The following is a 21,713-nucleotide window of genomic DNA, read 5'->3' on the forward strand; positions in this document are numbered from 1 at the left end:
TAGCTTATTCTGTAATGATCTTATTCCCGGCGGCTTTCTGGAGGCGGTTCATGATGGCATCGCCCACTCCAGTTTGCGGAAACATTTCACTAAAAATAATATCCACATCAAGCTCGTTAAAGCGGCGGAGTGTTTCATAAAGCGCAGCGGCAACCGTCTCAAGGTCCGCCCTCCTGCCGCATGCCAGCACATAATCCGCCTGATAGGCAGATTCAAGCTCCTCCGTCGTCAATACCCCGACCCTTAGTCCTTCCTGCCGCTTTTCTTCTACTAAATGCTGAAGAAATTCACGGGTGCCTGACACCATAATAAGCGGGGCGTTAGGGGCGTAATGGCGGTATTTCATTCCGGGTGCTTTCGGCTTTGCTCCCGGGTCCGTTAATGCTGCGTCGACCGTGACTTCGCCAATCACAGCTTCGAGCGCTTCTTTCGTGACACCGCCCGGCCTTAAGATGACCGGGATGGTCTCCGTGCAATCGATAACCGTTGATTCGACGCCGACCCCTGTCGAACCGCCATCGAGTACGCCGGCAATTTTTCCGGCTAAATCATCGATTACATGCTCCGCCTTCGTCGGACTCGGTTTGCCCGAGCTGTTGGCACTTGGCGCGGCAATCGGCAGGCCGCATTTTTTCAGCAGTGCCAGGGCAACAGGGTGATCCGGCATCCGAACCGCAACCGTTTCGAGCCCGGCCGTTGCCTTTTCTGACAAAACGCCGGCTTTCTTTTTAAAAATAATCGTCAACGGTCCTGGCCAAAACTTGTCCATCAGCACCTCCGCCTTGGCAGAAATCTCCGTAACAAAGGTATTTAGCTGCTGTTTTTCGGCAATGTGAATAATTAACGGATTATCCACAGGCCTCCCCTTTGCCGCAAAAATCTTCGCAACAGCTTCATCGCTCTCCGCGTTACCGCCGAGTCCATAAACCGTTTCCGTCGGGAGCGCCACCACTTCATTTTCTCGTAAAAAATGGGCTGCATCCACAACATGTGGATTACTTTCTAAATTATCCACATACTTATCCACTTTCCAAACCTTTGTGTTCATTGTTATCCACCTTTATCACAGCTGAGTCATTTATCGAAATTTGGCGAATATAGTCACCTAGACCGATATTTTTCAGTCAATACGTTTGAAAGTATAAAAGATGGCGGGGATAAAAACAAGTTTTATCCACAAATTGTGCATAACTTTCCATTAAAAGTGGATAACTTTGTGGATATATCCACAATTAGAGTGAAAACTTCAAAAATAATGAGTTATCCACATTTAAAACGTGACGAATATGTTCTAAGTGATAAAATGACAACGGCAGATCCCCGCGGCCAATCGGCTGGAAACCCAGCATTTCAAATAGTGTCAGGGCGGCACCTTTATTTGTCGCCAAAAATAAACTTTTCAGCCCTTTCTCGTTTGCTAATTGCACCATTTGATCAAATAGAACAAGAATCTCCTTTTCAGCTTGTCCCGGCGAAACAACTAGCGACCGCAGCAGCCCGGAATCTGCGATTATCTCCATACCAAGTGTTCCCCGGAGCGTGCCATCCTCATCCTCTAACAGCAAGAAATTATCGACAGTCTCAACCGTTAGCCCATCCGTCCCAAGGTTTGCTCTTGAAAGAAACTCCCGTAAACGACCCAAATCCTCTCTATCAGCCTTGCGAATTAATCCCTGCATCCCATCCACCTCTTTTTTAGATTCTAGTCTATGAATATGAAAAAGTAGGCCAAATAGAACAGGCGGATTCGGGAATCTAGTAAATATTTTTAGTTCGCATTTCACTTTGGAGCTGGATTCAATAAACTAGTTCAAAGTTATCCACGCCTAAATTTTTGTAGACCAAGACAAAAGCCAGTCCTTTTATCCAGGAACTGGCTTAGTAAAAAATCTTTTCCCACATCTCGACGACAAAGAATTTCACCTTCACTGGCGCTTCATCTTCTGCTGTGTATACTGGTGCTTCCTTTTTTGTCTGCTTTGCGGCTGTTTTTTCTTGAGCAGGTTTTTTCGTGGCTTTCGACTTTTCGGTTACCCGCTCTTTATCAATGAATGCTGGTTTTTTCGCTGGACCTGCTGCGATTCCTTCTTCGTCGGACGCCTTCTCAGGGGCCATTTCTACTCCTGCAGAATCCCTCTTCACCTTTTCAGAATCTACCTTTTCAAAATCACTTTCCCCAGCTTTAGCCGCTTTTTGTTTTTCATCAAAGCCTTCACTGACTGCAACCCCATTTGAAAAATCAAGGAAGCATAACGGCGGATACAGCACGCACCACCAATTTGCTCCTTCACCGCTGCCAAGCGTTATCAGAATCGCTTGATACTTTCCTGCCGGGTATAAATACTGACCGTATAACTTCGTCGGAAACTGGACCTTCGCGAACTCTACCTTGACCGGCTGATCTGCCCCTTCCTCAAGAACAACCTTTTCAGCAATTGCTTGAATTTCCGGGAGCTTCGCTTTGATGACTGTTCTTGCTTTTTCCATCGAAGTTAAATCCTGGACCCATAAGGTAATCTGGGCATTAACGGCGTCGCGAACCTTCCGTTTAATCGCCTGATCCGCTTCATAATCACTATTGGCGAGAATCCTGAGGCGAATCGCCTCTCCGGGAATCACAATTGATTCCTTCTGCGCCGCTTCTGTTTTTGGCATATATAAACTCAACATCGTTGCAAACGATAATACAATTAAATAACCCCAAACTGCCAATTTATTTCTCATTTTCAGCACCGCCCCTTCACTATCAACATTGTGGACAAAAGACAAGAATCTTAAACTAGTAAATTTTCATATTTTTGCAAAGAGCAATAAAAGTTTTTGAATGGAAAAGGGGCGGAGCGCCGCAAAAGTGAATTACTCTAGAAAAGTTTTGCTGGCAATATACATTTATAGGCAATGAACAAAGTGAGCCCTAGCTCTGCTCACACCGCCTTTATTGGCAGGGATGGTCCTCTGAATTTATTTTCATGGTAGATGGTGGTGTGAAACGTCATATTAGTTTTATAAAAAAAATCATAAATATGAGGAAAATAGCGAATGATGATAAATAAGAAAAACTCCAAAATTCATGCAATATCATTTTTTCTAAGGAGTGGGGTTTAAGAATGGCATTTATGGAAGGTATAGAAGAATCGAGAAAGGGCGCGAAGCTGATTGTCGACGGAAGTGACATGATGTCTAAAGCAGTTGTTGATCACTTTCTATTTACATGGCAATGGTGGTTCGGGATTGGATTATTTGTTATCCCGTGGATTATTTGGCTCGTGCTTAGAAAAAGGGAGAGCACTGGAAGGCTGCTTCTTGCGGGGTTGATCACGATTATTTTAGCACTTATTATTGATCTGATTGCAGTTGAAATAGGGTTATGGCGCTATCCGATGAAATTTTCACCTGTTGCCCCGATGTTATTGCTGCCTTATCATTTTTCGTTAGTTCCAGTGGCGGTTATGTTTGTGCTGCAAATTAAGCCAAAAGCAAATTCACTGTTAAAAGGGGCGATATTTGCTGCCCTTGCCGCTTTTGGGGCGATGAAGTTTTTTGTCTGGATTCATTTTTACGACCCAAAAGACTGGTTGTCCATTTATGACTTTTGTATTTATTTATTTTTATTCTATGTAGCTTATTGGTTTAGTAAGATTGGCGGTTATAAATCATTAGCTGAACAATAATTCGTTTAGGGAAACCGGAAAAAGCCTCAGGGCTGTGTTACACCCCGAAGCCGATTTCCGCAAACACCATCCGGTCCTTGCCATTGATATCATTGACGATTTCTACCTTCACATTTGTGAAGGCTTTTTGAAATAGGCCCGCGACCGCTTGGCCTTGACCGGCCCCAATTTCGAAACAGACGAGCGCGGCCGGCGCCAGCACCTGCGGCAGCTCGCTCATAAAGCGGCGGTAAAAATCCAAACCATCCGCGCCGGCGAACAGGGCCCGATGCGGCTCATGCTCCGTCACCACCTCGGACATCGTTGCAATATCACCGACCGGAATATACGGCGGATTCGAAACCACCACATCCAGCTTAACGCCCCGTTCCATAAACGGCGCCAGCAAATCCCCCTGGACAAACTCAACCTCGGCCCCAAGCCGAGCCGCATTCTCCCGCGCCACCGCAAGCGAATCCGCCGAAATATCAGTACCAGTTATAGTGGTGCCTGACACCCTTCGTGGACATTTGTCCGCCCCAGACGGACACTCGGTGCCTGACACCCGATGTGATTCCATTTCTAATTTCAAGCTGATGGCGATGGCGCCGCTGCCTGTGCCGATATCGGCCAGCACTAACCCTTGCCTGCCGCTAAAAAGCCGCTGTATCCGTTCGAGTGTCCCTAAGACAAGCTCCTCGGTTTCCGGCCTGGGAATCAGTACCTCTTCATTGACGAGAAACGAACGGCCGTAAAACTCCTCTGTGCCAATGATGTATTGAATCGGCATACCCTGTCCATGTTCGCGGACAGCCGCCTCGAAAGCCTCCCAAACCGCCGGCGTTACATCCTCACGTAAATTCGCAAACAGCTGTGACCTTGACATCCCAGTGACATGGCGGAGCAAGAGCTCTCCCGCATTTTCATCCCGCCCTAAATCGCTTAAAAAAGAAGAAGCCCATTTCAGAGCTTCAAATACTTTCTTATTCATTTGAGGCACTTTCCAGTCTGCGCGCTTGATCGTCCATAATCAAGGCATCAATCACATCGTCAAGCTTTCCTTCCAGCACCTGGTCAAGCTTTTGAATCGTTAAGCCAATCCGGTGGTCAGTCACGCGGTTCTGCGGGAAATTGTAAGTGCGAATCCGTTCGGAACGGTCACCGGTTCCAACAGCTGACTTCCGCACCTGGTCGTATTCCGCCTGTGCTTCTTGTTGGAACTTATCATAGACGCGGGCACGTAAAACCTTCATCGCCTTGTCTTTGTTTTTGTGCTGTGATTTCTCATCCTGACACGAGACCACAATCCCGGTTGGAATGTGCGTTAACCGAACAGCTGACATGGTCGTGTTAACGGACTGTCCGCCGGCACCACTCGAGGCAAACGCGTCAAAGCGGATATCCTTATCGTGGATTTCCACTTCTACTTCCTCTGCTTCCGGCAAGCATGCTACCGTTGCTGTTGAGGTATGGATTCTGCCGCCTGATTCGGTTTCCGGTACACGCTGAACCCGGTGAGCGCCATTCTCAAACTTCAATTTCGAGAATGCACCTGTTCCATTTATCATAAAAATAATTTCCTTGAAGCCGCCAAGACCTGTCGGGTTGGCATCAATAACATCCGTTTTCCAGCCCTGTGCTTCTGCATAGCGGCTGTACATGCGGTAAAGTGTACCGGCAAACAGCGCCGCCTCTTCGCCGCCTGCTGCACCGCGGATTTCAAAGATAACGTTTTTGTCATCGTTAGGATCCTTTGGAATTAGAAGAATTTTCATGCGCGCCTCTAATTCTTCAATTTGTGCTTCCAGTTCGTTTACTTCTTCCTTCACCATTTCACGCATGTCGGCATCAAGCTTTTCATCGAGCATGGTCTTGGCTTCCTGAAGCTGTTCACGAACCTCCTTATATTGGCGGTACGTTTGTACGGTCTCTTGTATATCAGCTTGTTCTTTTGAAAACTCACGAAGTTTTTTGGTATCATTAATAATTTGCGGGTCGCTCAAAAGTTCATTCAACTTTTCATAGCGATCTTCCACGGATTGAAGACGATCAAACAAGTTTATTCACCTCAGTTTTTAGTCCATAACAGTATAATTATAGTATAGGTAAAAAGCGACGTCAAAACCAAAATAGTGGGATAAATTTTTTTTAGGGGGATTTTTTTATAAAATATAATACTGACGCACGCCGCAGAAAAAACATGCCCTAAAAATCAGAGCATGTTATCGTCGATTTTCTTTCACGCGTACTTCGATATGATAACGCGGCAGGGCTTGAATAAGTTTCCGATGGAGACGGGCTTCAGCATCGACCTTTTTCCTGTCAGAAAGCATCCCTTTTTTATAAACAGTGACCCACATCCGGTCGCCATTTATCCAGACAGAATCGGTGACAAACTCGTTGGTACCCGCAATAACTTGCTTCGCTTTATTGATATCGTTGCCCTGATTTCCTGCACCGGCCTCTCCGCCGCTGCCTGTCCTGTTAAGGTCAAGGAAATTCGGGTTTTGATTGGTAATATCATCTTCCACTAAGTGCTGCTGGTCCTTGCCGCGGTTGGACATATAATTAGGAGCCGTCCGATCGGTCCGCAAATCATACGCCTCTTCCTTCGCCCCGCGATTGTTGTTCTGACATCCGCTCAACATAAACAACATAATCACCATGAGAAACATCCACTTCTTCAGCATCAACACCTCCCATTACTATCATGCCCATCAGGAAGTTGAACTTGCCTAGTGAAATCCTTCCAATAGCAAGGGTGTCAATAAGGGTGTCAGGCACCGCTCGTGGACAAATGTCCGCCCCACGTGGACACCGACTCATTTAAATACAAAAAAAAGACACTGTCCACTCCACACGGACAAATGTCTTTTTTGGGTGTCAGGCACCACATAGATGCATCAAAAGGCACCACACCAAAGCTTTTATCTCACCGGAATGGCTTTTGGGACTTCGTGGTGGTGGCGGCAGCGGGGCTCGTAGGCTTCGGATGCGCCGACTAAGATAACTGGGTCATGGTAGGATGCGGGCCGGCCGTCGATTAGGCGCTGGGTCCGGCTTGATGGTGAACCGCAAACAGTGCAGACTGCCTGCAGCTTGGTAACCGTTTCTGCAACGGCCATTAATGCCGGCATTTGGCCGAATGGCTCGCCGCGGAAATCCATGTCAAGACCGGCGCAGACGACGCGATGGCCGCTGTCCGCCAGCTGCTGTACAACCCGGACGATGCCTTCATCAAAAAACTGAATTTCATCTATCGCGATAATGTCGATATCCGCTTCAACATGTTGAAGAATCTCTAAAGAATGGGAAATAGGCTTCGCCTGAAAAGAAGAACCATTGTGGGATACTACAGATTGCTCGCTGTAGCGATTATCAATTCGTGGCTTAAATACAGCTATTTTTTGTTTCGCAAATTGAGCCCTTCTGACGCGGCGGATCAATTCCTCCGATTTTCCAGAAAACATACTGCCGCAGATAACCTCAACCCATCCGCTTTGCTTCATTAAATACATAAACGGCGTCTCCTCCCTAGCAAACCCTTTTAGATCTATTATTATGATATGAATTTTTCAAAATAAAAAACAGGCAAGAATATTGCTTTCTTGCCTGTTTTGAGCGATTATTGCTGCTGATTCTTAAGGCCGTATTTTTTGTTGAAGCGGTCAACACGTCCGCCAGCTTCAGCGAATTTTTGACGTCCAGTATAGAATGGATGACATTCTGAACAAGTTTCAACACGGATTTCCTTTTTCACTGAACCAGTTTCAAAAGTATTTCCGCAAGCACATGTCACCGTTACTGTATTAAAATTAGGATGAATTCCTGCTTTCATTCTTTTCATCTCCTTCCGCCCTGAATCTTTCGAAACAGAGTTAGCTAAAGTGCTTGTCTATCGACGAGCACTGAAATACTTATAGCACACTGCAACAATTATAACAAGGGATATCTGTTTTTGCAAGGTGGGACTTTCAGGAAAAGGTATTATTTTTTCAAAAAGAAAACTCGTCTTTACCTGAAAAAACGTTCTTTCTTGCTAAAAATACCCCCGTTCCACTTGTCCCAAAATCCACCGCTTTTTACGAACGGCGGCCCTTCAATTCTTCCCCAAGCTGGGCAAAAAATTCTTCATTCGACTTCGTTTGTCGTAATTTTTTCAAGAAGCGTTCGGCAAAATCTGGTGAATCTGACATCGATTTGCGAATCGCCCATAATTTATCCAAATGATCCTTCGGAATAAGCAATTCTTCCTTACGCGTTCCGGAACGGCGGATATCAAGCGCAGGGAAGATGCGGCGCTCAGCAAGCTGGCGGTCCAGATGCAATTCCATATTCCCGGTACCCTTAAATTCTTCATAAATGACATCATCCATACGTGAACCGGTATCGACTAAAGCCGTTGCGAGGATCGTCAAGCTGCCGCCCTCTTCAATATTACGGGCCGCACCGAAGAAACGCTTCGGACGGTGGAAGGCTGCCGGGTCAATCCCCCCGGAAAGCGTCCGGCCGCTTGGCGGAATCACTAAGTTATAGGCACGAGCAAGACGTGTAATGCTATCCATCAAAATGACAACATCACGTTTGTGTTCAACAAGGCGCATCGCCCGGTCAAGCACAAGCTCAGCCACTTTAATATGATTTTCAGGGACTTCATCAAACGTCGAGCTGACGACATCGCCGGCAACCGAACGTTCAATATCGGTTACTTCTTCCGGACGCTCATCGATTAACAGTACAATCAGCTCTACTTCCGGATGGTTCGTGGTAATGCTGTTGGCAATTTCCTTCAATAGCATCGTTTTACCCGCTTTTGGCGGAGCCACAATTAAGCCCCTTTGTCCAAAACCGACTGGTGCGACAACATCCATAATCCGCGTTGAAAGATGCTTTTGTGTTGTTTCAAGCTTCATTTTTCTGTTTGGATAGAGGGCTGTTAAGGCTGGGAAATAAACACGTTCCTTCGCCGATTCCGGATCTTCACCATTTACTGCTTCTACGTGCAAAAGCCCGTAATAGCGTTCATTTTCCTTCGGCGGACGAACTTTACCGGAGACTTTATCACCGTTGCGCAGGTCGAAGCGGCGGATTTGTGATGCCGAAATATAAATATCCTCAGAACTTGGCGAATAGTTAATCGGACGCAAAAACCCGAATCCTTCAGATTGAATGATTTCAAGGACGCCTTCCATGAAAAAATAACCCTGCTGTTCGGCACGAGATTTCAAAATCGCAAAAATTAATTCTTTTTTCGTTAATTTGCTGTAATAGGTCACTTTATATTCGCGTGCTAGTTCATAAAGTTCCTTCAGCTTCATATTTTCTAAACTTGAGATTGTTAACTCCATTTGTGCACCACACTTTAAAATTTTTCTATCAAATCCGCTCGTTTAAGTGAGCGGGTGATTTCTTTTTGATCGTTTTTTAAGAGAGTAGAGGAATTGAAAAAGAAGTAGAAAGGAATGAATAGAATTGCAGAAATTATAAATAATAAAAACAATTACTATTTTACCCCTTGTCCAAAAAATTAATCAACTCATTTTTTCAAAAACCTCTATTGGAAATTTTTTTCTGGAAGGAATTCTCTTGGAGAGTTCGGGAGTTTCTCTATTTTTTAGCTGGTGCCTGACACCATGCTGGTGTCAGGCACCGCTTACCTACAGCACCAAGTTCGGTTTTTTCTTCAGGCTGTGACGGCCTTCGATAAAGCGGACGGTTCCTGATTTCGCGCGCATGACGACGGAATGTGTAGAACCGTATGATCCTTTAAATTGTACACCGCGGAGTAATTCGCCGTCGGTGACACCTGTTGCCGCAAAAATGGCATCGTCGCCTTTGACGAGGTCGTCCATGCGGAGGATTCGATTGACATCCAAGCCCATTTTCAAACAGCGCTCAACCTCGGCATCATTTTGCGGTAATAGTTTTCCGATAATTTCGCCGCCAAGACATTTCAAGGCAACCGCCGCTAAAACGCCCTCCGGTGCTCCGCCGGACCCAAAGAGAATATCAACGCCGGTATTGTCGAAAGCGGTGTTGATGGCTCCCGCGACATCGCCGTCATTAATCAGCTTGATCCGGGCACCGGCTTCGCGAAGCTGGGCAATGATGTGTTCATGGCGCTCGCGGTTTAGAACGGTTGCCACGACATCCCCGATATCCTTGTTTTTTGCTTTGGCTACTGCTTTAAGGTTGTCTAAAACGGATGCATTAATATCAACAAGTCCGACCGCTTCAGGTCCGACCGCAATTTTTTCCATATACATGTCGGGGGCATGAAGCAGGTTGCCATGGTCAGCGACAGCCAGTACGGCTAAGGCATTCCAGCCGCCTGACGCTAAAATATTCGTGCCTTCAAGCGGGTCAACGGCGACATCGACGCGAGGACCGTAGCCGGTTCCAAGCTTTTCGCCAATATAAAGCATCGGCGCTTCGTCCATTTCCCCTTCGCCAATAACAACCGTTCCTTTCATTGGAACCGTGTCAAACACGTCGCGCATCGCTGATGTAGCAGCACCGTCGGCCTCATCTTTTTTGCCGCGGCCCATCCAGCGGGCTGAAGCAAGAGCTGCTCCTTCTGTAACACGGACTAGCTCCATTGTTAAACTTCTTTCCATTGGTCTCCAACTCCCGTTTTCTCTATTACAACCTTCAAAACTTTGTTTTTTCTGTCCTAGAACATTAGCGTTTTTCAAAAGGCAGAAAATCATTTTCTATCTACGTGTTTTTTAACATCGCCACGCGGCTGGTTTCGAAAATTGTTGTTTAGTCTCGTCTCGCGGCCGCGCTTCTATCTACGTATTTTTCAGCTGCTCGACTTCATCCTTTGTTAAAGCTTCCCGCCAAACCGTTGCACCAAGACCATTTAATTTTTCTTCGAGATTGCTATACCCGCGGTCGATATGCTCAAGCCCGGTTACTTCGGTTATCCCTTCAGCGATCAGGCCGGCAATGACGAGTGCCGCACCCGCTCTTAGGTCGCTTGCCTTAACTTTGGCTCCTTGAAGCTGAATCGGGCCGTTAATGATGGCGGATCGCCCTTCGACTTTAATATTCGCATTCATTCTTCTTAGTTCATCAATATGCTTGAATCTTGCCCCGTAAATGGTGTCGGTGACAACGCTTGAGCCTTCCGCCTTTGTGAGGAGCGTCGTAACTGGCTGCTGCAGGTCTGTCGGGAATCCCGGATAGACGAGCGTTTTAATATCAACCGCTTTCAAATCAGCTGATCCGTTCACAAACACCTGATCATCGCCCGATTCGATTTGCACACCCATCTCGCGGAGCTTGGCAATTAAGGATTCTAAGTGCTGCGGGATGACATTGTCGATTAACACGCCTTCCCCAATAGCAGCGCCAATAATCATATAGGTACCTGCTTCAATCCGGTCCGGGATGATCGTGTGCCGGCAGCCATGAAGGGTGTCGACACCATCGATGCGGATGACATCGGTTCCGGCTCCCTTAATTTTTGCACCCATGTTAGTTAACAGTGTGGCTACATCAATAATTTCCGGCTCTTTCGCAGCATTTTCAATGATGGTCCGTCCTTTGGCTCTGACTGCGGCCAGCATAATATTGATGGTCGCCCCAACACTGACGACGTCAAGGTAAATCCTCGCGCCGCGGAGCTCGTCCGCGCGTAAATAAATCGCACCCTGCTCGTTCGTTATTTGGGCGCCGAGGGCTTCAAATCCCTTAATGTGCTGGTCAATCGGTCTTGGGCCTAGATGGCAGCCGCCCGGCAGGCCGATGACTGCCTTTTTAAAGCGGCCAAGCATCGCTCCCATTAAATAATAGGATGCGCGCAGCTTTTTCACTTTACCGTTCGGCAGCGGCATGGAAATCATCGTTGCTGGGTCAACGGTCATTTCATCATCGCTAATTTCGACCTTCCCGCCGATTTCCTCGAGCAAGTCCTTGAGGATTTCAACGTCAGAGATATCCGGCAGACCTTCAATTGTCACTGGTGATTCTGCTAAAATGGTTGCAGGAATTAAGGCAACGGCACTATTTTTTGCTCCACTGATACGAACAGTCCCCTTTAATGGATATCCGCCCGCAATTTTAAGTTTTTCCATTTCCGACTCCCTTCTAAGCCCTTTAAGTATGTATGGTTGATGGAATGGTCCTTTTTAGGTAAGTGCAATCTTTGACGAAACGATTGCACTTACGCTTTTGTAAAAAGACCATTTGTCCCAAACAGGCTTCAGGTATATTTTTCCAACACTAAAAGTCAAATTCCGACAGTTTGTCTATCCTTTAGTTTACACGAAAATTTGAATTTCATGTATCCATATTAAAAAAATTTATCCGAAAATGGAAAAAACGTGGAAAACTTAAGCGTTTGTGTGATTATTCCAGTCTTTTAGGAAGCCTTCCATTCCTTTGTCGGTCAATGGATGCTTGGTTAGCTGCTCAATGACTTTATAAGGAATTGTGGCAATGTGTGCACCTGCCATTGCTACACGAGTTACATGGTCAGGATGACGGACAGATGCAGCTATGATTTGGGCATCTAAGTTATGAATGCGGATTAATTCTGCAATTTTAGCTACTAATAGTACACCATCTTCAGAAATATCATCTAGACGTCCTAAGAATGGTGAAACATATGCCGCACCTGCACGGGCAGCTAATAGTGCTTGGTTGACAGTGAAGATCAGTGTTACATTGACTTTAACACCCTTTTTGGCAAGATAGCGAGTAGTCTCTAAGCCCGCTACTGTCATTGGCACTTTAATGGTAACTTTTTCATCGCCGCCATTAATTTTGATTAGTTCTTCCGCTTCTGCGATCATTTGTTCAGCTGTTTCGGCATATGGTGATACTTCTGCAGATACAGATTCCACTTCAGGTACTGCTTGAAGAATTTCCTCGATGCGGTCTTCGAATTTCACACCTTCTTTTGCAACTAAAGAAGGGTTTGTTGTTACACCGGATAAAACGCCCATTTTATAGGCCTTTTTAATATCCACTAAGTTTGCTGTATCAATAAAAAATTTCATCGTCATTCCCTCCAATTTTTCGACTAAATTTCTTTTTCCATTTACACATTGAAACCGTCCTCGTGTTAAGGACGGTTTAATTTTATCATATTAAGAGCAAACAACAAAAAATGCTGATAGCTGTCTGCGCCTGTTAGCGTGTTACGCTCTGCCTGATGAGCCGAATTCGCGCATTTTGCCGATTACGGTTTCTTTAATGGCATCGCGGGCAGGTCCTAAATATTTACGTGGATCGTATTCGTTCGGTTTGGCTGCTAACACTTCGCGCACCGTCTTCGCAGAAGCGATTTGGTTTTCAGTGTTTACGTTGATTTTTGCTGTTCCAAGCGAAACGGATCTTTGGATATCCTTTGTTGGGATTCCTGTACCACCATGAAGAACAAGCGGCATGCCTGTAATCTTGCCGATTTCCTCCATTTCAGTAAACCCTAATTTCGGTTCACCTTTGTATGGTCCATGGACAGAACCTAGTGCAGGTGCAAGGCAATCAATGCCAGTGCGCTTCACAAGCTCTTCACATTCTTTTGGATCCGCATAGATGACGCCTTCAGCGACAACATCGTCCTCTTGGCCGCCAACTGTTCCAAGTTCTGCTTCAACCGATACACCTTTAGAGTGTGCATATTCAACCACTTTTGACGTGATTTCGATATTTTCCTCAAATGGATGGTGTGAAGCATCAATCATAACAGAGGTAAAGCCGGCATCAATGGCTTCTTTACATTTTTCGAAGCTTGAACCATGATCAAGGTGAATCGCCACAGGAACTGTGACATTATAATCTTCCATTAACCCTTCAACCATTTTAACAACGGTTTTAAAACCGCCGATATAACGTCCTGCCCCTTCAGAAACACCCAGAATGACTGGTGATTTTTCTGCGACAGCAGCTTGAAGAATCGCTTGTGTAAATTCTAAATTATTAATGTTAAATTGACCGACAGCATAGCCTTCCGACTTGGCTTTGTTCAGCATTTCTTTCATTGAAACTAAAGGCATTTTTCTTCCTCCTTAATTTAAGTTGCAATCATTTCGAAAAAGGGTTTCCCGTATTAAGGTTTTCCCTAAATTTTACCGAATATGTATGCTTATAAAATGATAGGCAGCCAGTAAAATTTCATATGTATCATACCAAATCAACGGAGGAATTGCTATTAATCAGGCGGCGTTTTTGAAATTGTCATAATGAAAGCGCACTCAATTTACGATTCTCAAATTTACCTTTTTTTAATAAAAATTCGTTTACTTTTCGCTAAAAATTCGCCTCTTTTTGGAAGTCCAATTGGTTTAGTTTTCCTTTTGGGGAATATGTTTTCTTACTGCTGCCCGGATATCATCAATATCAAACGGCTTGGCAAAATGAGTGATAGCCCCTAAATCCTTTGCTTCTTGAATCATATCCAATTCACCGTAGGCGGTCATGATGATGACGCGGATATCCGGGTCGATGACCTTCATTCTTTTTAAAATTTCAATTCCGTCCATTCCCGGAATCTTCATATCGAGCAGAACTAAGTCCGGGTCATGCTTCTTGACAATATCAAGTGCCTGGATTCCATTGGCAGCTTGAAATGTTTGATATCCTTCCTTTTGGAACACCTCGTTCAACAAAATTCGAATACCAAATTGATCATCAACGATTAAAATTTTCTCCTTCATTCATTCCACCTCTTCCGATTTGTTAGATTCAAATTTTGTAGTTATTTACACCTATACACACTTGTAAATATTCTCCTTCAGTTCTGAAAAATCCTGCCTGAATTTTGACAGATAGGGGAAATATCCTTTTATTTTTGAATTTGCTGGATAACGACTATAATGATAGTGCGTAAAGGAGGATATTATATGTTAAAAATGTTTACTACTCAATTAACCGGCTTGTTTAAGCGGATCGAGGAAAAGGCGGAATTTTCGTTTGAAGACGGTGCCCGTTTGCTGGCGCAAGCGCCTGTTGGAGACGGAGCGATCTATATTTTTGGCACGAAGGAAATGAAGGCGGTCGAGCTTGAAGCCTTGGAAGGCGCGGAGCCGTTTAAGGGGATCAATCGTTTAACGGAAGCGGAGCTGAGCGATGCCGACCGGGTGTTGATTTTTTCCCGGACCTCTGCCGATGAAGACGCTGTTGCCGTTGGGGTCGAGCTTCAGGAAAAGGGAATCCCTTTTGTGGCGGTATCCACCATAATCGAGTCTGCTGGAGCTGATTTGGCGGAAATGGCGGACGTTCACATTGATTTACGGCTGACCAGAGGCCTGCTTCCGGATGATTTTGGAAACCGCTATGGTTATCCTTCTTCCATGGCGGCACTATTCGTCTATTATGGTTTGAAATTTACGATTGATGAGATTTTGGCGGAATACGAGGAGTAAGAAGTTTGAAAAACGGCCGAAAAGAGGCCGTTTTTTAGGTTCATTAAGGCCTTGGTAAAGGTGAAAAATGTTTTGGCTATTTTTTCGAGGGTTTTGGCTATTTTTCTTATAGTTTTGGCTACTTTTTGGAGCGTTTTGGCTATTTTCCAGAGTGTTATGGCTATTTTTCAAGGGGTTTTGGCTTTTTAGACATTTACTGGAAAATTCCAAAGACTAAAATGAGACCAGTCCCTCACCCAAGAATGGGCTTTGTCGATTTTTTCAGCGGGTTTGTCTTTTTTCCCAATGGTTTTGACTATTTTCCTATAGGTTTTGTCTATTTTTTTACCCCTTTTGTCGTTTTTCAAGGGGGTTTGTCTATTTAGACATTTCTTACCAAAAAAGACCAGTCCCCCTACCAAGGGGAACTGGTCTAACAAAACTCTTATTTTTCAATTGTCGCTTTGATAAAGTCGTGGAATAGCGCTTGAGGACGCGTTGGTCTTGAGACGAATTCCGGATGGAACTGTGAAGCCACGAACCATGGGTGGTCGGCCAATTCGACAATCTCGACTAACCGGCCGTCTGGGCTTGTTCCGGAAAAAATGAATCCGGCCGCTTCCATTTCTTGACGGTAGTGATTGTTAAATTCATAGCGGTGGCGGTGGCGCTCATAAATGACCTTTTCTTCATAAGCAGCAAACGCCTTCGTCCCTTCAAGCAGACGGCATGGATAGAGACCTAACCGCAATGTGCCGCCTAAATCCTCGACATCCTTCTGCTCGGGAAGTAAATCAATAATTGGATGGGCAGTCGACGGAACAAATTCAGCGGAATGCGCGTCAGTTAGTCCGAGCACGTTGCGCGCAAATTCAATCGTCGCCAGCTGCATTCCCAAACAAATCCCAAGAAACGGCTTCTTCTGCTCACGGGCATAGCGGGTTGCTTCGATTTTCCCTTCGATGCCGCGATCGCCGAATCCGCCTGGCACAAGGACGCCGTCGACGTCATTCAATAAGGACGCCACATTCTCGCTCGTCACTTCATCAGAGTTAATCCATTTAATTTCCACATCAGCATCAAAGGCATAACCGGCATGTTTCATCGCTTCAACCACCGAAATATAGGCATCCTGAAGCTCAACATATTTTCCGACAAGGCCGATGCGTGTTTTCCCTGAAAGGTTTGTAACGCGGTCAACAAGCGCCTTCCATTCCGTCATTTCTGCAGCCGGATAATCCAATTTCAAATGCTCGCAGACAATTTGGTCCATATTTTGTTCCTGGAGCGCAAGTGGAATCGAATAAAGGGTATCGGCATCCTGACATTCAATCACCGCTTTAGCATCAATATCGCAGAATAAAGCAATTTTATCCTTCATGTCCTGCGGAACAGGCATTTCCGTACGGACTACGATAATATTTGGCTGAATCCCGAGACTGCGCAGTTCTTTCACACTATGCTGGGTCGGCTTCGTCTTCATTTCACCGGCTGCCTTAATGTAAGGAATCAGCGTGCAGTGGATGTACATGACATTATCGCGGCCGATATCACTTTTAATTTGGCGGATTGCCTCTAAAAACGGCAGCGATTCAATGTCGCCAACGGTGCCGCCGATTTCCGTTATCACGACATCGGCATTCGTTTCTTTGCCGGCCCGGAAGCAGCGGTCCTTAATTTCATTCGTAATATGCGGAATTACCTGCACAGTTGCACCCAAGTAGTCGCCGCGGCGCTCTTTGCGCAACACCGTTGAATAGATTTTTCCCGTTGTCACGTTGCTGTACTTGTTAAGATTGATGTCGATAAAGCGCTCATAATGCCCTAAGTCCAGGTCCGTTTCCGCACCATCATCGGTTACGAACACTTCACCGTGCTGATAAGGGCTCATCGTTCCCGGGTCGACGTTAATGTAGGGGTCGAATTTTTGAATCGTTACATTCAAGCCGCGATTTTTCAACAAGCGCCCTAAAGAGGCTGCGGTAATCCCTTTTCCTAGTGACGAAACGACACCGCCTGTTACAAATATATACTTAGTCATAAAATATTCCTCCTCCAATACAGTTTGTACATTATTCGGATTGTTAAAGAACTTTTTATAAAAATTATTCTACCCTAACCCGTTAAAATGAAAAAACTCCGCCGCTAAAAGGGAGTTTTTCCAAATAAAAAGCGCTCCATCTCGCGATTGCAAGGGAGCGCATTTAGTTAAATAGTGATTCGTTCCTTTTTTAAGGAGCCCAAACAAGATGATACAAGGGGAAGAATAAAATGTCAAGCAGCTTATCAGTCCTCTTCCTCTTCTTCTTCATCCAGGTCTTCGTCAAGATCTTCTTCTTCATCAAGCTCGAATTCTTCATCCTCTTCAATGACATCTTCATCGTCATCTTCGTCAAATTCGTCGACTTCGTCAAGATCGAGGTCCTCTTCATCATCAAGGAGATCGTCTTCCTCGACAAAATCATCGAGCTCGTCATACTCTTCCTCTTCGATTTCATCGAAGTCTTCAAGATCCTCTTCATCGACAACCTTTTTCGCCTTTTTCTTCTTCGGCTTCACAACGGTTACTACTTCTTCTTCCTGGGTATCTACTGGATACCAGAGGCGAAGTCCCCAGCGATTATCTCCTAATGAGAGGAAGCGGCCGTCTGTATTCATGTCGGTATAAAATTGTGCCAGTCTTGTGCGAATTTCCTTTTCAGAAGTTCCAGCAGCTTTCTGAATCTCGCTGACTAAATCACTAAAGGAGATTGGCTGCTTGCTATTTTTTAAAAATTCATAAGCCATTTCGATGAGGGATAACTCTTGTAATTCCTCTTTTGAGTATTGTTTTAAACTCAATATTGGCACTTCCTTTCAATATTTAACACTCGGTTTGGAGTGATTAAGGGCATTTTGGCTAGTTTCAGCGCTTGAAGGTTCAGGGGCATATGCCAACCCGTTCTAAAGGCGCTTTCCGCTTTCTATCAAAATACATATTCTTCATTATAAACAAATTCTTCCCGTTTATGCTAGTGTTAGCAATTGTTTCTGCTGATTATTTCCTATTCGGATTCCTTGTCATTACTATTCTTCTGTGCTTTGAACTTTTTTGTTTCTTTAATCGAAATCACAAGAAAGAAAATCGCCAGCAGCAGGAATGAGATTGCACCTAATTGCATTTCATATAGATAGTATAATGGCCAGGCAAAAATAATTAAAGCAATAATCATATGACTAACCTTCATCGTCCCCCACCTGCCTGTAATCTCTCGAAGTTTGTACGTTAGTTTGATTATATAAGAAAAACCAAGAATTTAACATCTTCTTGCAAAAAATGTTAACATAAAAAAAAGACAATGGCTATGAGCAGCCATTGCCAGTTATTCCTTACATATTCCTGCGATACTGGCCGCCGACCTCGTAAAGCGCCCTGGTGATCTGCCCGAGGCTTGCGACTTGAACGGTGTCCATTAATGCGGCAAAAATATTGCCGCCGCTGACCGCTGCTTCTTTCAAGCGCTTTAAGGCATCTGCCGACTCCCCGCCATGTGCCTCCCAAAAGGCGCGCAAATTATTGATCTGCAATTCCTTCTCCTCTTGGGTTGCCCGGGCCAGCTCCATATTATTCACGTCTTCCTCGGAAGGTGGATTCGGGTTCAAATACGTATTGACGCCGATAATCGGCAATTCGCCGGTATGCTTCTTCATTTCATAGTACATCGACTCATCCTGGATTTTGCCGCGCTGGTACTGCGTTTCCATCGAACCGAGGACACCGCCTCGGTCATTCAGGCGTTCAAACTCCTGAAGAACAGCTTCCTCCACCAAATCTGTCAGCTCTTCGACCACGAAAGAACCTTGAAGCGGATTTTCGTTTTTACTTAAACCGTGCTCTTTGGTAATAATCATTTGAATCGCCATCGCCCGGCGCACCGATTCCTCAGTCGGGGTCGTAATCGCCTCATCATACGCATTCGTGTGCAGCGAATTACAGTTGTCCTGTAAGGCCATCAACGCCTGTAAGGTCGTGCGGATATCATTAAAGTCAATTTCCTGGGCGTGCAGCGAGCGGCCCGATGTCTGAACATGATATTTCAGCTTTTGACTGCGCTCGTTCGCGCCATATTTATCACGCATCACGGTTGCCCAAATCCTGCGCGCCACCCGGCCAATCACGGTATATTCCGGGTCCAGCCCATTCGAGAAAAAGAACGACAGGTTCGGAGCGAAATCATCAATGTTCATCCCGCGGCTCAAATAGTATTCGACATAGGTGAAGCCATTTGAGAGCGTGAACGCCAGCTGCGAAATTGGATTCGCCCCTGCCTCCGCAATATGATAACCGGAAATCGAAACCGAATAATAATTGCGCACTTGATGGTCGATGAAATATTGCTGGATATCACCCATCATCCGTAAAGCAAATTCTGTTGAAAAAATACACGTATTCTGGCCCTGGTCTTCTTTCAAAATATCGGCCTGCACCGTACCGCGGACAGTCTTCAACGTATACGCGCGAACTTCCGCAAATTCATCAACGGTCAACACGCGGCCAAGCTCCGCTTCCTTCTTCTGCACTTGCTGGTCAATCGCCGTATTCATGAACATCGCCAGAATAATCGGCGCCGGGCCATTAATCGTCATCGACACCGATGTCGACGGGTGGCAAAGGTCAAAGCCGTCATAGAGCTTTTTCATGTCGTCGAGCGTACAAATGCTGACGCCGCTCTCGCCGACTTTCCCGTAAATGTCGGGACGATAATCGGGGTCTTCACCATATAATGTCACCGAGTCAAACGCCGTACTCAAGCGCTTCGCGTCATCATCCTTCGATAAATAGTGGAAGCGGCGGTTCGTCCGTTCCGGTGTCCCTTCGCCAGCAAATTGCCGTTTCGGATCTTCTCCTTCACGCTTGAACGGGAATACCCCAGCCGTATACGGGAACGAACCCGGCACGTTTTCCTGGTACACCCAGCGGAGGATTTCCCCGTAATCCTTATAGCGCGGCAAGGCCACCTTCGGAATATCGAGGCCTGATAAGCTTTTTGATTTTAACACCGTGATAATCTCTTTATCACGGATTCTCGTCACGAATTTTTCACCTGAGTAGGCTGCTTTCGTTTCTGCCCACGTAGAAAGGATCTTCCGCGACTCCGCTGTCAGCAGCGCTTCGGTTTCCTGTTTGACCGCCTCTAACGCAGCCACAACTTCCGGCTGATCTTTAACCGCTACTAAAGCGCCCTCAAGCTGGAATAATTTCCTTGCAATATTCGCCTGTGCTTCTGCCCTCTTATGATAACCGCGCACCGTTTCCGAGATTTCACGCAAATAGTAGCGGCGGTCGGTTGGAATAATCACATTTTGCTTTTCAACTTTTGCCTCCTTCGTGAAAGAAGTCAGCCACTCCGTCGCCATTTTTTCATTGATTTTTTCCACTAACGCCGCAAACAAGGCGTTTGTGCCCGGGTCATTAAACTGGCTGGCAATCGTGCCGTACACCGGCATTTCCGATGGATCCTTTTCAAACAGCATATGGCTGCGCTGGTACTGTTTCTGCACCTGGCGCAACGCATCTTCCGAGCCCTTGCGCTCGAATTTATTAATGACAATCAAGTCAGCAAAGTCAATCATGTCAATTTTTTCAAGCTGCGACGGCGCCCCGAATTCGCTCGTCATCACGTATAAAGAAACATCACAAATTTCCGTGATTTCGGCGTCACCCTGACCAATCCCGCTCGTTTCAACGATGACAAGGTCAAAGCCAGCCGCTTTCGTCACCGCGACGGCATCTTTAATCGCCAGCGACAGCTCACTTTTCGAATGCCTTGTTGCGAGACTGCGCATATACACATTCGGCGAGAAAATCGCATTCATCCGGATGCGGTCACCTAACAAAGCGCCGCCTGTTTTCTGTTTCGTCGGGTCAACCGAAAGAATCGCCACTTTTTTATCCGGCAGCTCGTTGATAAAGCGGCGGATCAATTCGTCTGTTAACGAGCTTTTTCCCGCGCCGCCCGTTCCCGTAATACCGACCACTGGAATTCGTTTCTCAAGTGACTTCACTTGTTCCAGGACTAGCTCAGCTGTTGCCGCCGCCTCGTTCCTTTTATCGACATGAAGTTCAGCTAAGGTAATCAGCTTGGCGATGCTATTAACGTCTCCTGATGCCAGTTTTTCAATCTGCTCGGCTGGGTCGTGCGGTACCGTCGCAAAATCGCACTCCTCAATCATTCGGTCAATCATTCCCTGAAGGCCCATTGTCCGGCCGTCCTCCGGCGAGAAGATCCAGGCAATCCCGTAATCGTGAAGCTCGGCAATCTCCCTCGGAATGATGACCCCGCCGCCGCCGCCATAAATGCGGATATGAGGCGCCCCTTTTTCCTTTAACAAGTCGTACATATATTTAAAGTATTCAACGTGCCCGCCTTGATAAGAAGAAATCGCAATCCCCTGGACATCCTCCTGAATCGCGGCATTCACCACTTCCTCCACCGAACGGTTATGCCCAAGGTGAATAACCTCAGCACCGCTCGCTTGCAGAATCCTGCGCATAATATTAATCGAAGCATCATGGCCGTCAAACAAACTCGACGCCGTCACAAAGCGGATATGATGCTTTGGCTGATACGTTCCCATCGTACTCCCCCTTTTTGAAAGGCTGTGTTAAAGGTGAATGTTGATTTCCGTTCCAGGCGCTTCGCTTTCCGCGGGGCGGGCGGTGAGCCTC

At 45.9% G+C, this 21,713-nt stretch carries 20 protein-coding genes; 2 read left to right on the plus strand and 18 right to left on the minus strand.

The genetic code is table 11. The annotated features are described in order from the left end of the window. Nucleotides 1-4: 4 nt before the first annotated feature. From ACIQCO_RS21895 to spoIIR, 3 genes are all read right to left on the minus strand, one after another. A complete protein-coding gene (locus ACIQCO_RS21895; protein ID WP_400432614.1) occupies nt 5-1,048 on the minus strand; it encodes an L-threonylcarbamoyladenylate synthase in 1,044 nt (347 codons plus the stop codon). 184 nt (nt 1,049-1,232) lie between these two features. Then, nucleotides 1,233-1,679, minus strand: coding sequence for a GNAT family N-acetyltransferase (locus ACIQCO_RS21900; RefSeq protein WP_400432617.1), 447 nt, complete (start codon nt 1,677-1,679; stop codon nt 1,233-1,235). 199 nt (nt 1,680-1,878) lie between these two features. Continuing rightward, a complete protein-coding gene (gene spoIIR, locus ACIQCO_RS21905; RefSeq protein ID WP_400432620.1) occupies nt 1,879-2,724 on the minus strand; it encodes a stage II sporulation protein R in 846 nt (281 codons plus the stop codon). A 383-nt stretch (nt 2,725-3,107) separates the two neighbouring features. On the opposite strand from spoIIR, the gene ACIQCO_RS21910 reads away from it, so the two are divergent. After that, nucleotides 3,108-3,671: a CBO0543 family protein gene (locus tag ACIQCO_RS21910; RefSeq protein WP_400432623.1), complete on the plus strand. Its 564-nt coding sequence runs from the start codon at nt 3,108-3,110 to the stop codon at nt 3,669-3,671. Between the two features lie 37 nt (nt 3,672-3,708). Here the strand turns inward: ACIQCO_RS21910 and prmC are convergent, their stop codons facing one another. From prmC to ACIQCO_RS21965, 11 genes are all read right to left on the minus strand, one after another. Further along, nucleotides 3,709-4,641 carry a peptide chain release factor N(5)-glutamine methyltransferase gene (gene prmC / locus ACIQCO_RS21915; RefSeq protein ID WP_400432625.1) on the minus strand — a complete coding sequence of 311 codons (933 nt, stop codon included), beginning with the start codon at nt 4,639-4,641 and terminating at the stop codon, nt 3,709-3,711. Next, nucleotides 4,634-5,707: a peptide chain release factor 1 gene (gene prfA / locus ACIQCO_RS21920; RefSeq protein ID WP_400432628.1), complete on the minus strand. Its 1,074-nt coding sequence runs from the start codon at nt 5,705-5,707 to the stop codon at nt 4,634-4,636. The genes prmC and prfA overlap by 8 nt, the downstream gene beginning before the upstream one ends. Before the next feature lie 165 nt (nt 5,708-5,872). Further along, a complete protein-coding gene (locus tag ACIQCO_RS21925) occupies nt 5,873-6,340 on the minus strand; it encodes a hypothetical protein (RefSeq protein ID WP_400432631.1) in 468 nt (155 codons plus the stop codon). Nucleotides 6,341-6,577: 237 nt separating this feature from the next. Further along, on the minus strand, nt 6,578-7,168 hold the full coding sequence (locus ACIQCO_RS21930) for a thymidine kinase (RefSeq protein WP_400432634.1): 591 nt from the start codon (nt 7,166-7,168) through the stop codon (nt 6,578-6,580). A gap of 107 nt (nt 7,169-7,275) precedes the next feature. Further along, nucleotides 7,276-7,488: a 50S ribosomal protein L31 gene (rpmE, locus tag ACIQCO_RS21935; RefSeq protein WP_400432637.1), complete on the minus strand. Its 213-nt coding sequence runs from the start codon at nt 7,486-7,488 to the stop codon at nt 7,276-7,278. A gap of 244 nt (nt 7,489-7,732) precedes the next feature. Continuing rightward, on the minus strand, nt 7,733-8,998 hold the full coding sequence (gene rho / locus ACIQCO_RS21940; protein ID WP_400432640.1) for a transcription termination factor Rho: 1,266 nt from the start codon (nt 8,996-8,998) through the stop codon (nt 7,733-7,735). Between the two features lie 309 nt (nt 8,999-9,307). Next, nucleotides 9,308-10,267 carry a class II fructose-bisphosphatase gene (gene glpX, locus ACIQCO_RS21945; RefSeq protein ID WP_400432643.1) on the minus strand — a complete coding sequence of 320 codons (960 nt, stop codon included), beginning with the start codon at nt 10,265-10,267 and terminating at the stop codon, nt 9,308-9,310. 177 nt (nt 10,268-10,444) lie between these two features. After that, entirely contained in the window at nt 10,445-11,731 is a 1,287-nt protein-coding gene (locus tag ACIQCO_RS21950) for a UDP-N-acetylglucosamine 1-carboxyvinyltransferase (RefSeq protein ID WP_400432646.1), read from the minus strand. Nucleotides 11,732-11,989: 258 nt separating this feature from the next. After that, complete coding sequence (gene fsa, locus ACIQCO_RS21955; protein ID WP_400432649.1) at nt 11,990-12,658, minus strand: fructose-6-phosphate aldolase; 669 nt, start codon at nt 12,656-12,658, stop codon at nt 11,990-11,992. A 141-nt stretch (nt 12,659-12,799) separates the two neighbouring features. After that, nucleotides 12,800-13,657, minus strand: coding sequence for a class II fructose-bisphosphate aldolase (locus ACIQCO_RS21960; RefSeq protein ID WP_400432652.1), 858 nt, complete (start codon nt 13,655-13,657; stop codon nt 12,800-12,802). Nucleotides 13,658-13,945: 288 nt separating this feature from the next. Beyond that, nucleotides 13,946-14,317 (minus strand): response regulator, encoded by a 372-nt coding sequence (locus ACIQCO_RS21965; protein ID WP_400432655.1) that lies wholly within the window; start codon nt 14,315-14,317, stop codon nt 13,946-13,948. A gap of 186 nt (nt 14,318-14,503) precedes the next feature. On the opposite strand from ACIQCO_RS21965, the gene ACIQCO_RS21970 reads away from it, so the two are divergent. Further along, complete coding sequence (locus tag ACIQCO_RS21970; RefSeq protein ID WP_400432692.1) at nt 14,504-15,025, plus strand: DUF2529 domain-containing protein; 522 nt, start codon at nt 14,504-14,506, stop codon at nt 15,023-15,025. A gap of 424 nt (nt 15,026-15,449) precedes the next feature. Here the strand turns inward: ACIQCO_RS21970 and ACIQCO_RS21975 are convergent, their stop codons facing one another. The 4 genes from ACIQCO_RS21975 to icmF all read right to left on the minus strand — a co-directional run bounded on the left by ACIQCO_RS21975 (nt 15,450) and on the right by icmF (nt 21,622). Beyond that, nucleotides 15,450-17,045, minus strand: a complete 1,596-nt coding sequence (locus ACIQCO_RS21975; protein WP_400432658.1) for a CTP synthase — start codon at nt 17,043-17,045, stop codon at nt 15,450-15,452. A gap of 245 nt (nt 17,046-17,290) precedes the next feature. Continuing rightward, nucleotides 17,291-17,845: a DNA-directed RNA polymerase subunit delta gene (gene rpoE / locus ACIQCO_RS21980; protein WP_400432661.1), complete on the minus strand. Its 555-nt coding sequence runs from the start codon at nt 17,843-17,845 to the stop codon at nt 17,291-17,293. A gap of 203 nt (nt 17,846-18,048) precedes the next feature. Continuing rightward, a complete protein-coding gene (locus ACIQCO_RS21985; protein ID WP_400432664.1) occupies nt 18,049-18,231 on the minus strand; it encodes a hypothetical protein in 183 nt (60 codons plus the stop codon). Nucleotides 18,232-18,373: 142 nt separating this feature from the next. Next, nucleotides 18,374-21,622, minus strand: a complete 3,249-nt coding sequence (icmF, locus tag ACIQCO_RS21990; RefSeq protein ID WP_400432667.1) for a fused isobutyryl-CoA mutase/GTPase IcmF — start codon at nt 21,620-21,622, stop codon at nt 18,374-18,376. Between the last annotated feature and the right edge of the window lie 91 nt (nt 21,623-21,713).

The sequence above is a fragment of the Neobacillus sp. NPDC093127 genome (assembly GCF_044754175.1).
Classification (GTDB): Bacteria; Bacillota; Bacilli; order Bacillales; family Cytobacillaceae; genus Neobacillus.

Coding starts and splice junctions, on each gene's coding strand:
- ACIQCO_RS21895 (WP_400432614.1), bottom strand. CDS start 1,048: ATGAACACAAAGGTTTGGAAAGTGGATAAGTATGTGGATAATTTAGAA.
- ACIQCO_RS21900 (WP_400432617.1), bottom strand. CDS start 1,679: ATGCAGGGATTAATTCGCAAGGCTGATAGAGAGGATTTGGGTCGTTTA.
- spoIIR (WP_400432620.1), bottom strand. CDS start 2,724: ATGAGAAATAAATTGGCAGTTTGGGGTTATTTAATTGTATTATCGTTT.
- ACIQCO_RS21910 (WP_400432623.1), top strand. CDS start 3,108: ATGGCATTTATGGAAGGTATAGAAGAATCGAGAAAGGGCGCGAAGCTG.
- prmC (WP_400432625.1), bottom strand. CDS start 4,641: ATGAATAAGAAAGTATTTGAAGCTCTGAAATGGGCTTCTTCTTTTTTA.
- ACIQCO_RS21925 (WP_400432631.1), bottom strand. CDS start 6,340: ATGCTGAAGAAGTGGATGTTTCTCATGGTGATTATGTTGTTTATGTTG.
- ACIQCO_RS21930 (WP_400432634.1), bottom strand. CDS start 7,168: ATGTATTTAATGAAGCAAAGCGGATGGGTTGAGGTTATCTGCGGCAGT.
- rpmE (WP_400432637.1), bottom strand. CDS start 7,488: ATGAAAGCAGGAATTCATCCTAATTTTAATACAGTAACGGTGACATGT.
- rho (WP_400432640.1), bottom strand. CDS start 8,998: ATGGAGTTAACAATCTCAAGTTTAGAAAATATGAAGCTGAAGGAACTT.
- glpX (WP_400432643.1), bottom strand. CDS start 10,267: ATGGAAAGAAGTTTAACAATGGAGCTAGTCCGTGTTACAGAAGGAGCA.
- ACIQCO_RS21950 (WP_400432646.1), bottom strand. CDS start 11,731: ATGGAAAAACTTAAAATTGCGGGCGGATATCCATTAAAGGGGACTGTT.
- fsa (WP_400432649.1), bottom strand. CDS start 12,658: ATGAAATTTTTTATTGATACAGCAAACTTAGTGGATATTAAAAAGGCC.
- ACIQCO_RS21960 (WP_400432652.1), bottom strand. CDS start 13,657: ATGCCTTTAGTTTCAATGAAAGAAATGCTGAACAAAGCCAAGTCGGAA.
- ACIQCO_RS21965 (WP_400432655.1), bottom strand. CDS start 14,317: ATGAAGGAGAAAATTTTAATCGTTGATGATCAATTTGGTATTCGAATT.
- ACIQCO_RS21970 (WP_400432692.1), top strand. CDS start 14,504: ATGTTAAAAATGTTTACTACTCAATTAACCGGCTTGTTTAAGCGGATC.
- ACIQCO_RS21975 (WP_400432658.1), bottom strand. CDS start 17,045: ATGACTAAGTATATATTTGTAACAGGCGGTGTCGTTTCGTCACTAGGA.
- ACIQCO_RS21985 (WP_400432664.1), bottom strand. CDS start 18,231: ATGAAGGTTAGTCATATGATTATTGCTTTAATTATTTTTGCCTGGCCA.
- icmF (WP_400432667.1), bottom strand. CDS start 21,622: ATGGGAACGTATCAGCCAAAGCATCATATCCGCTTTGTGACGGCGTCG.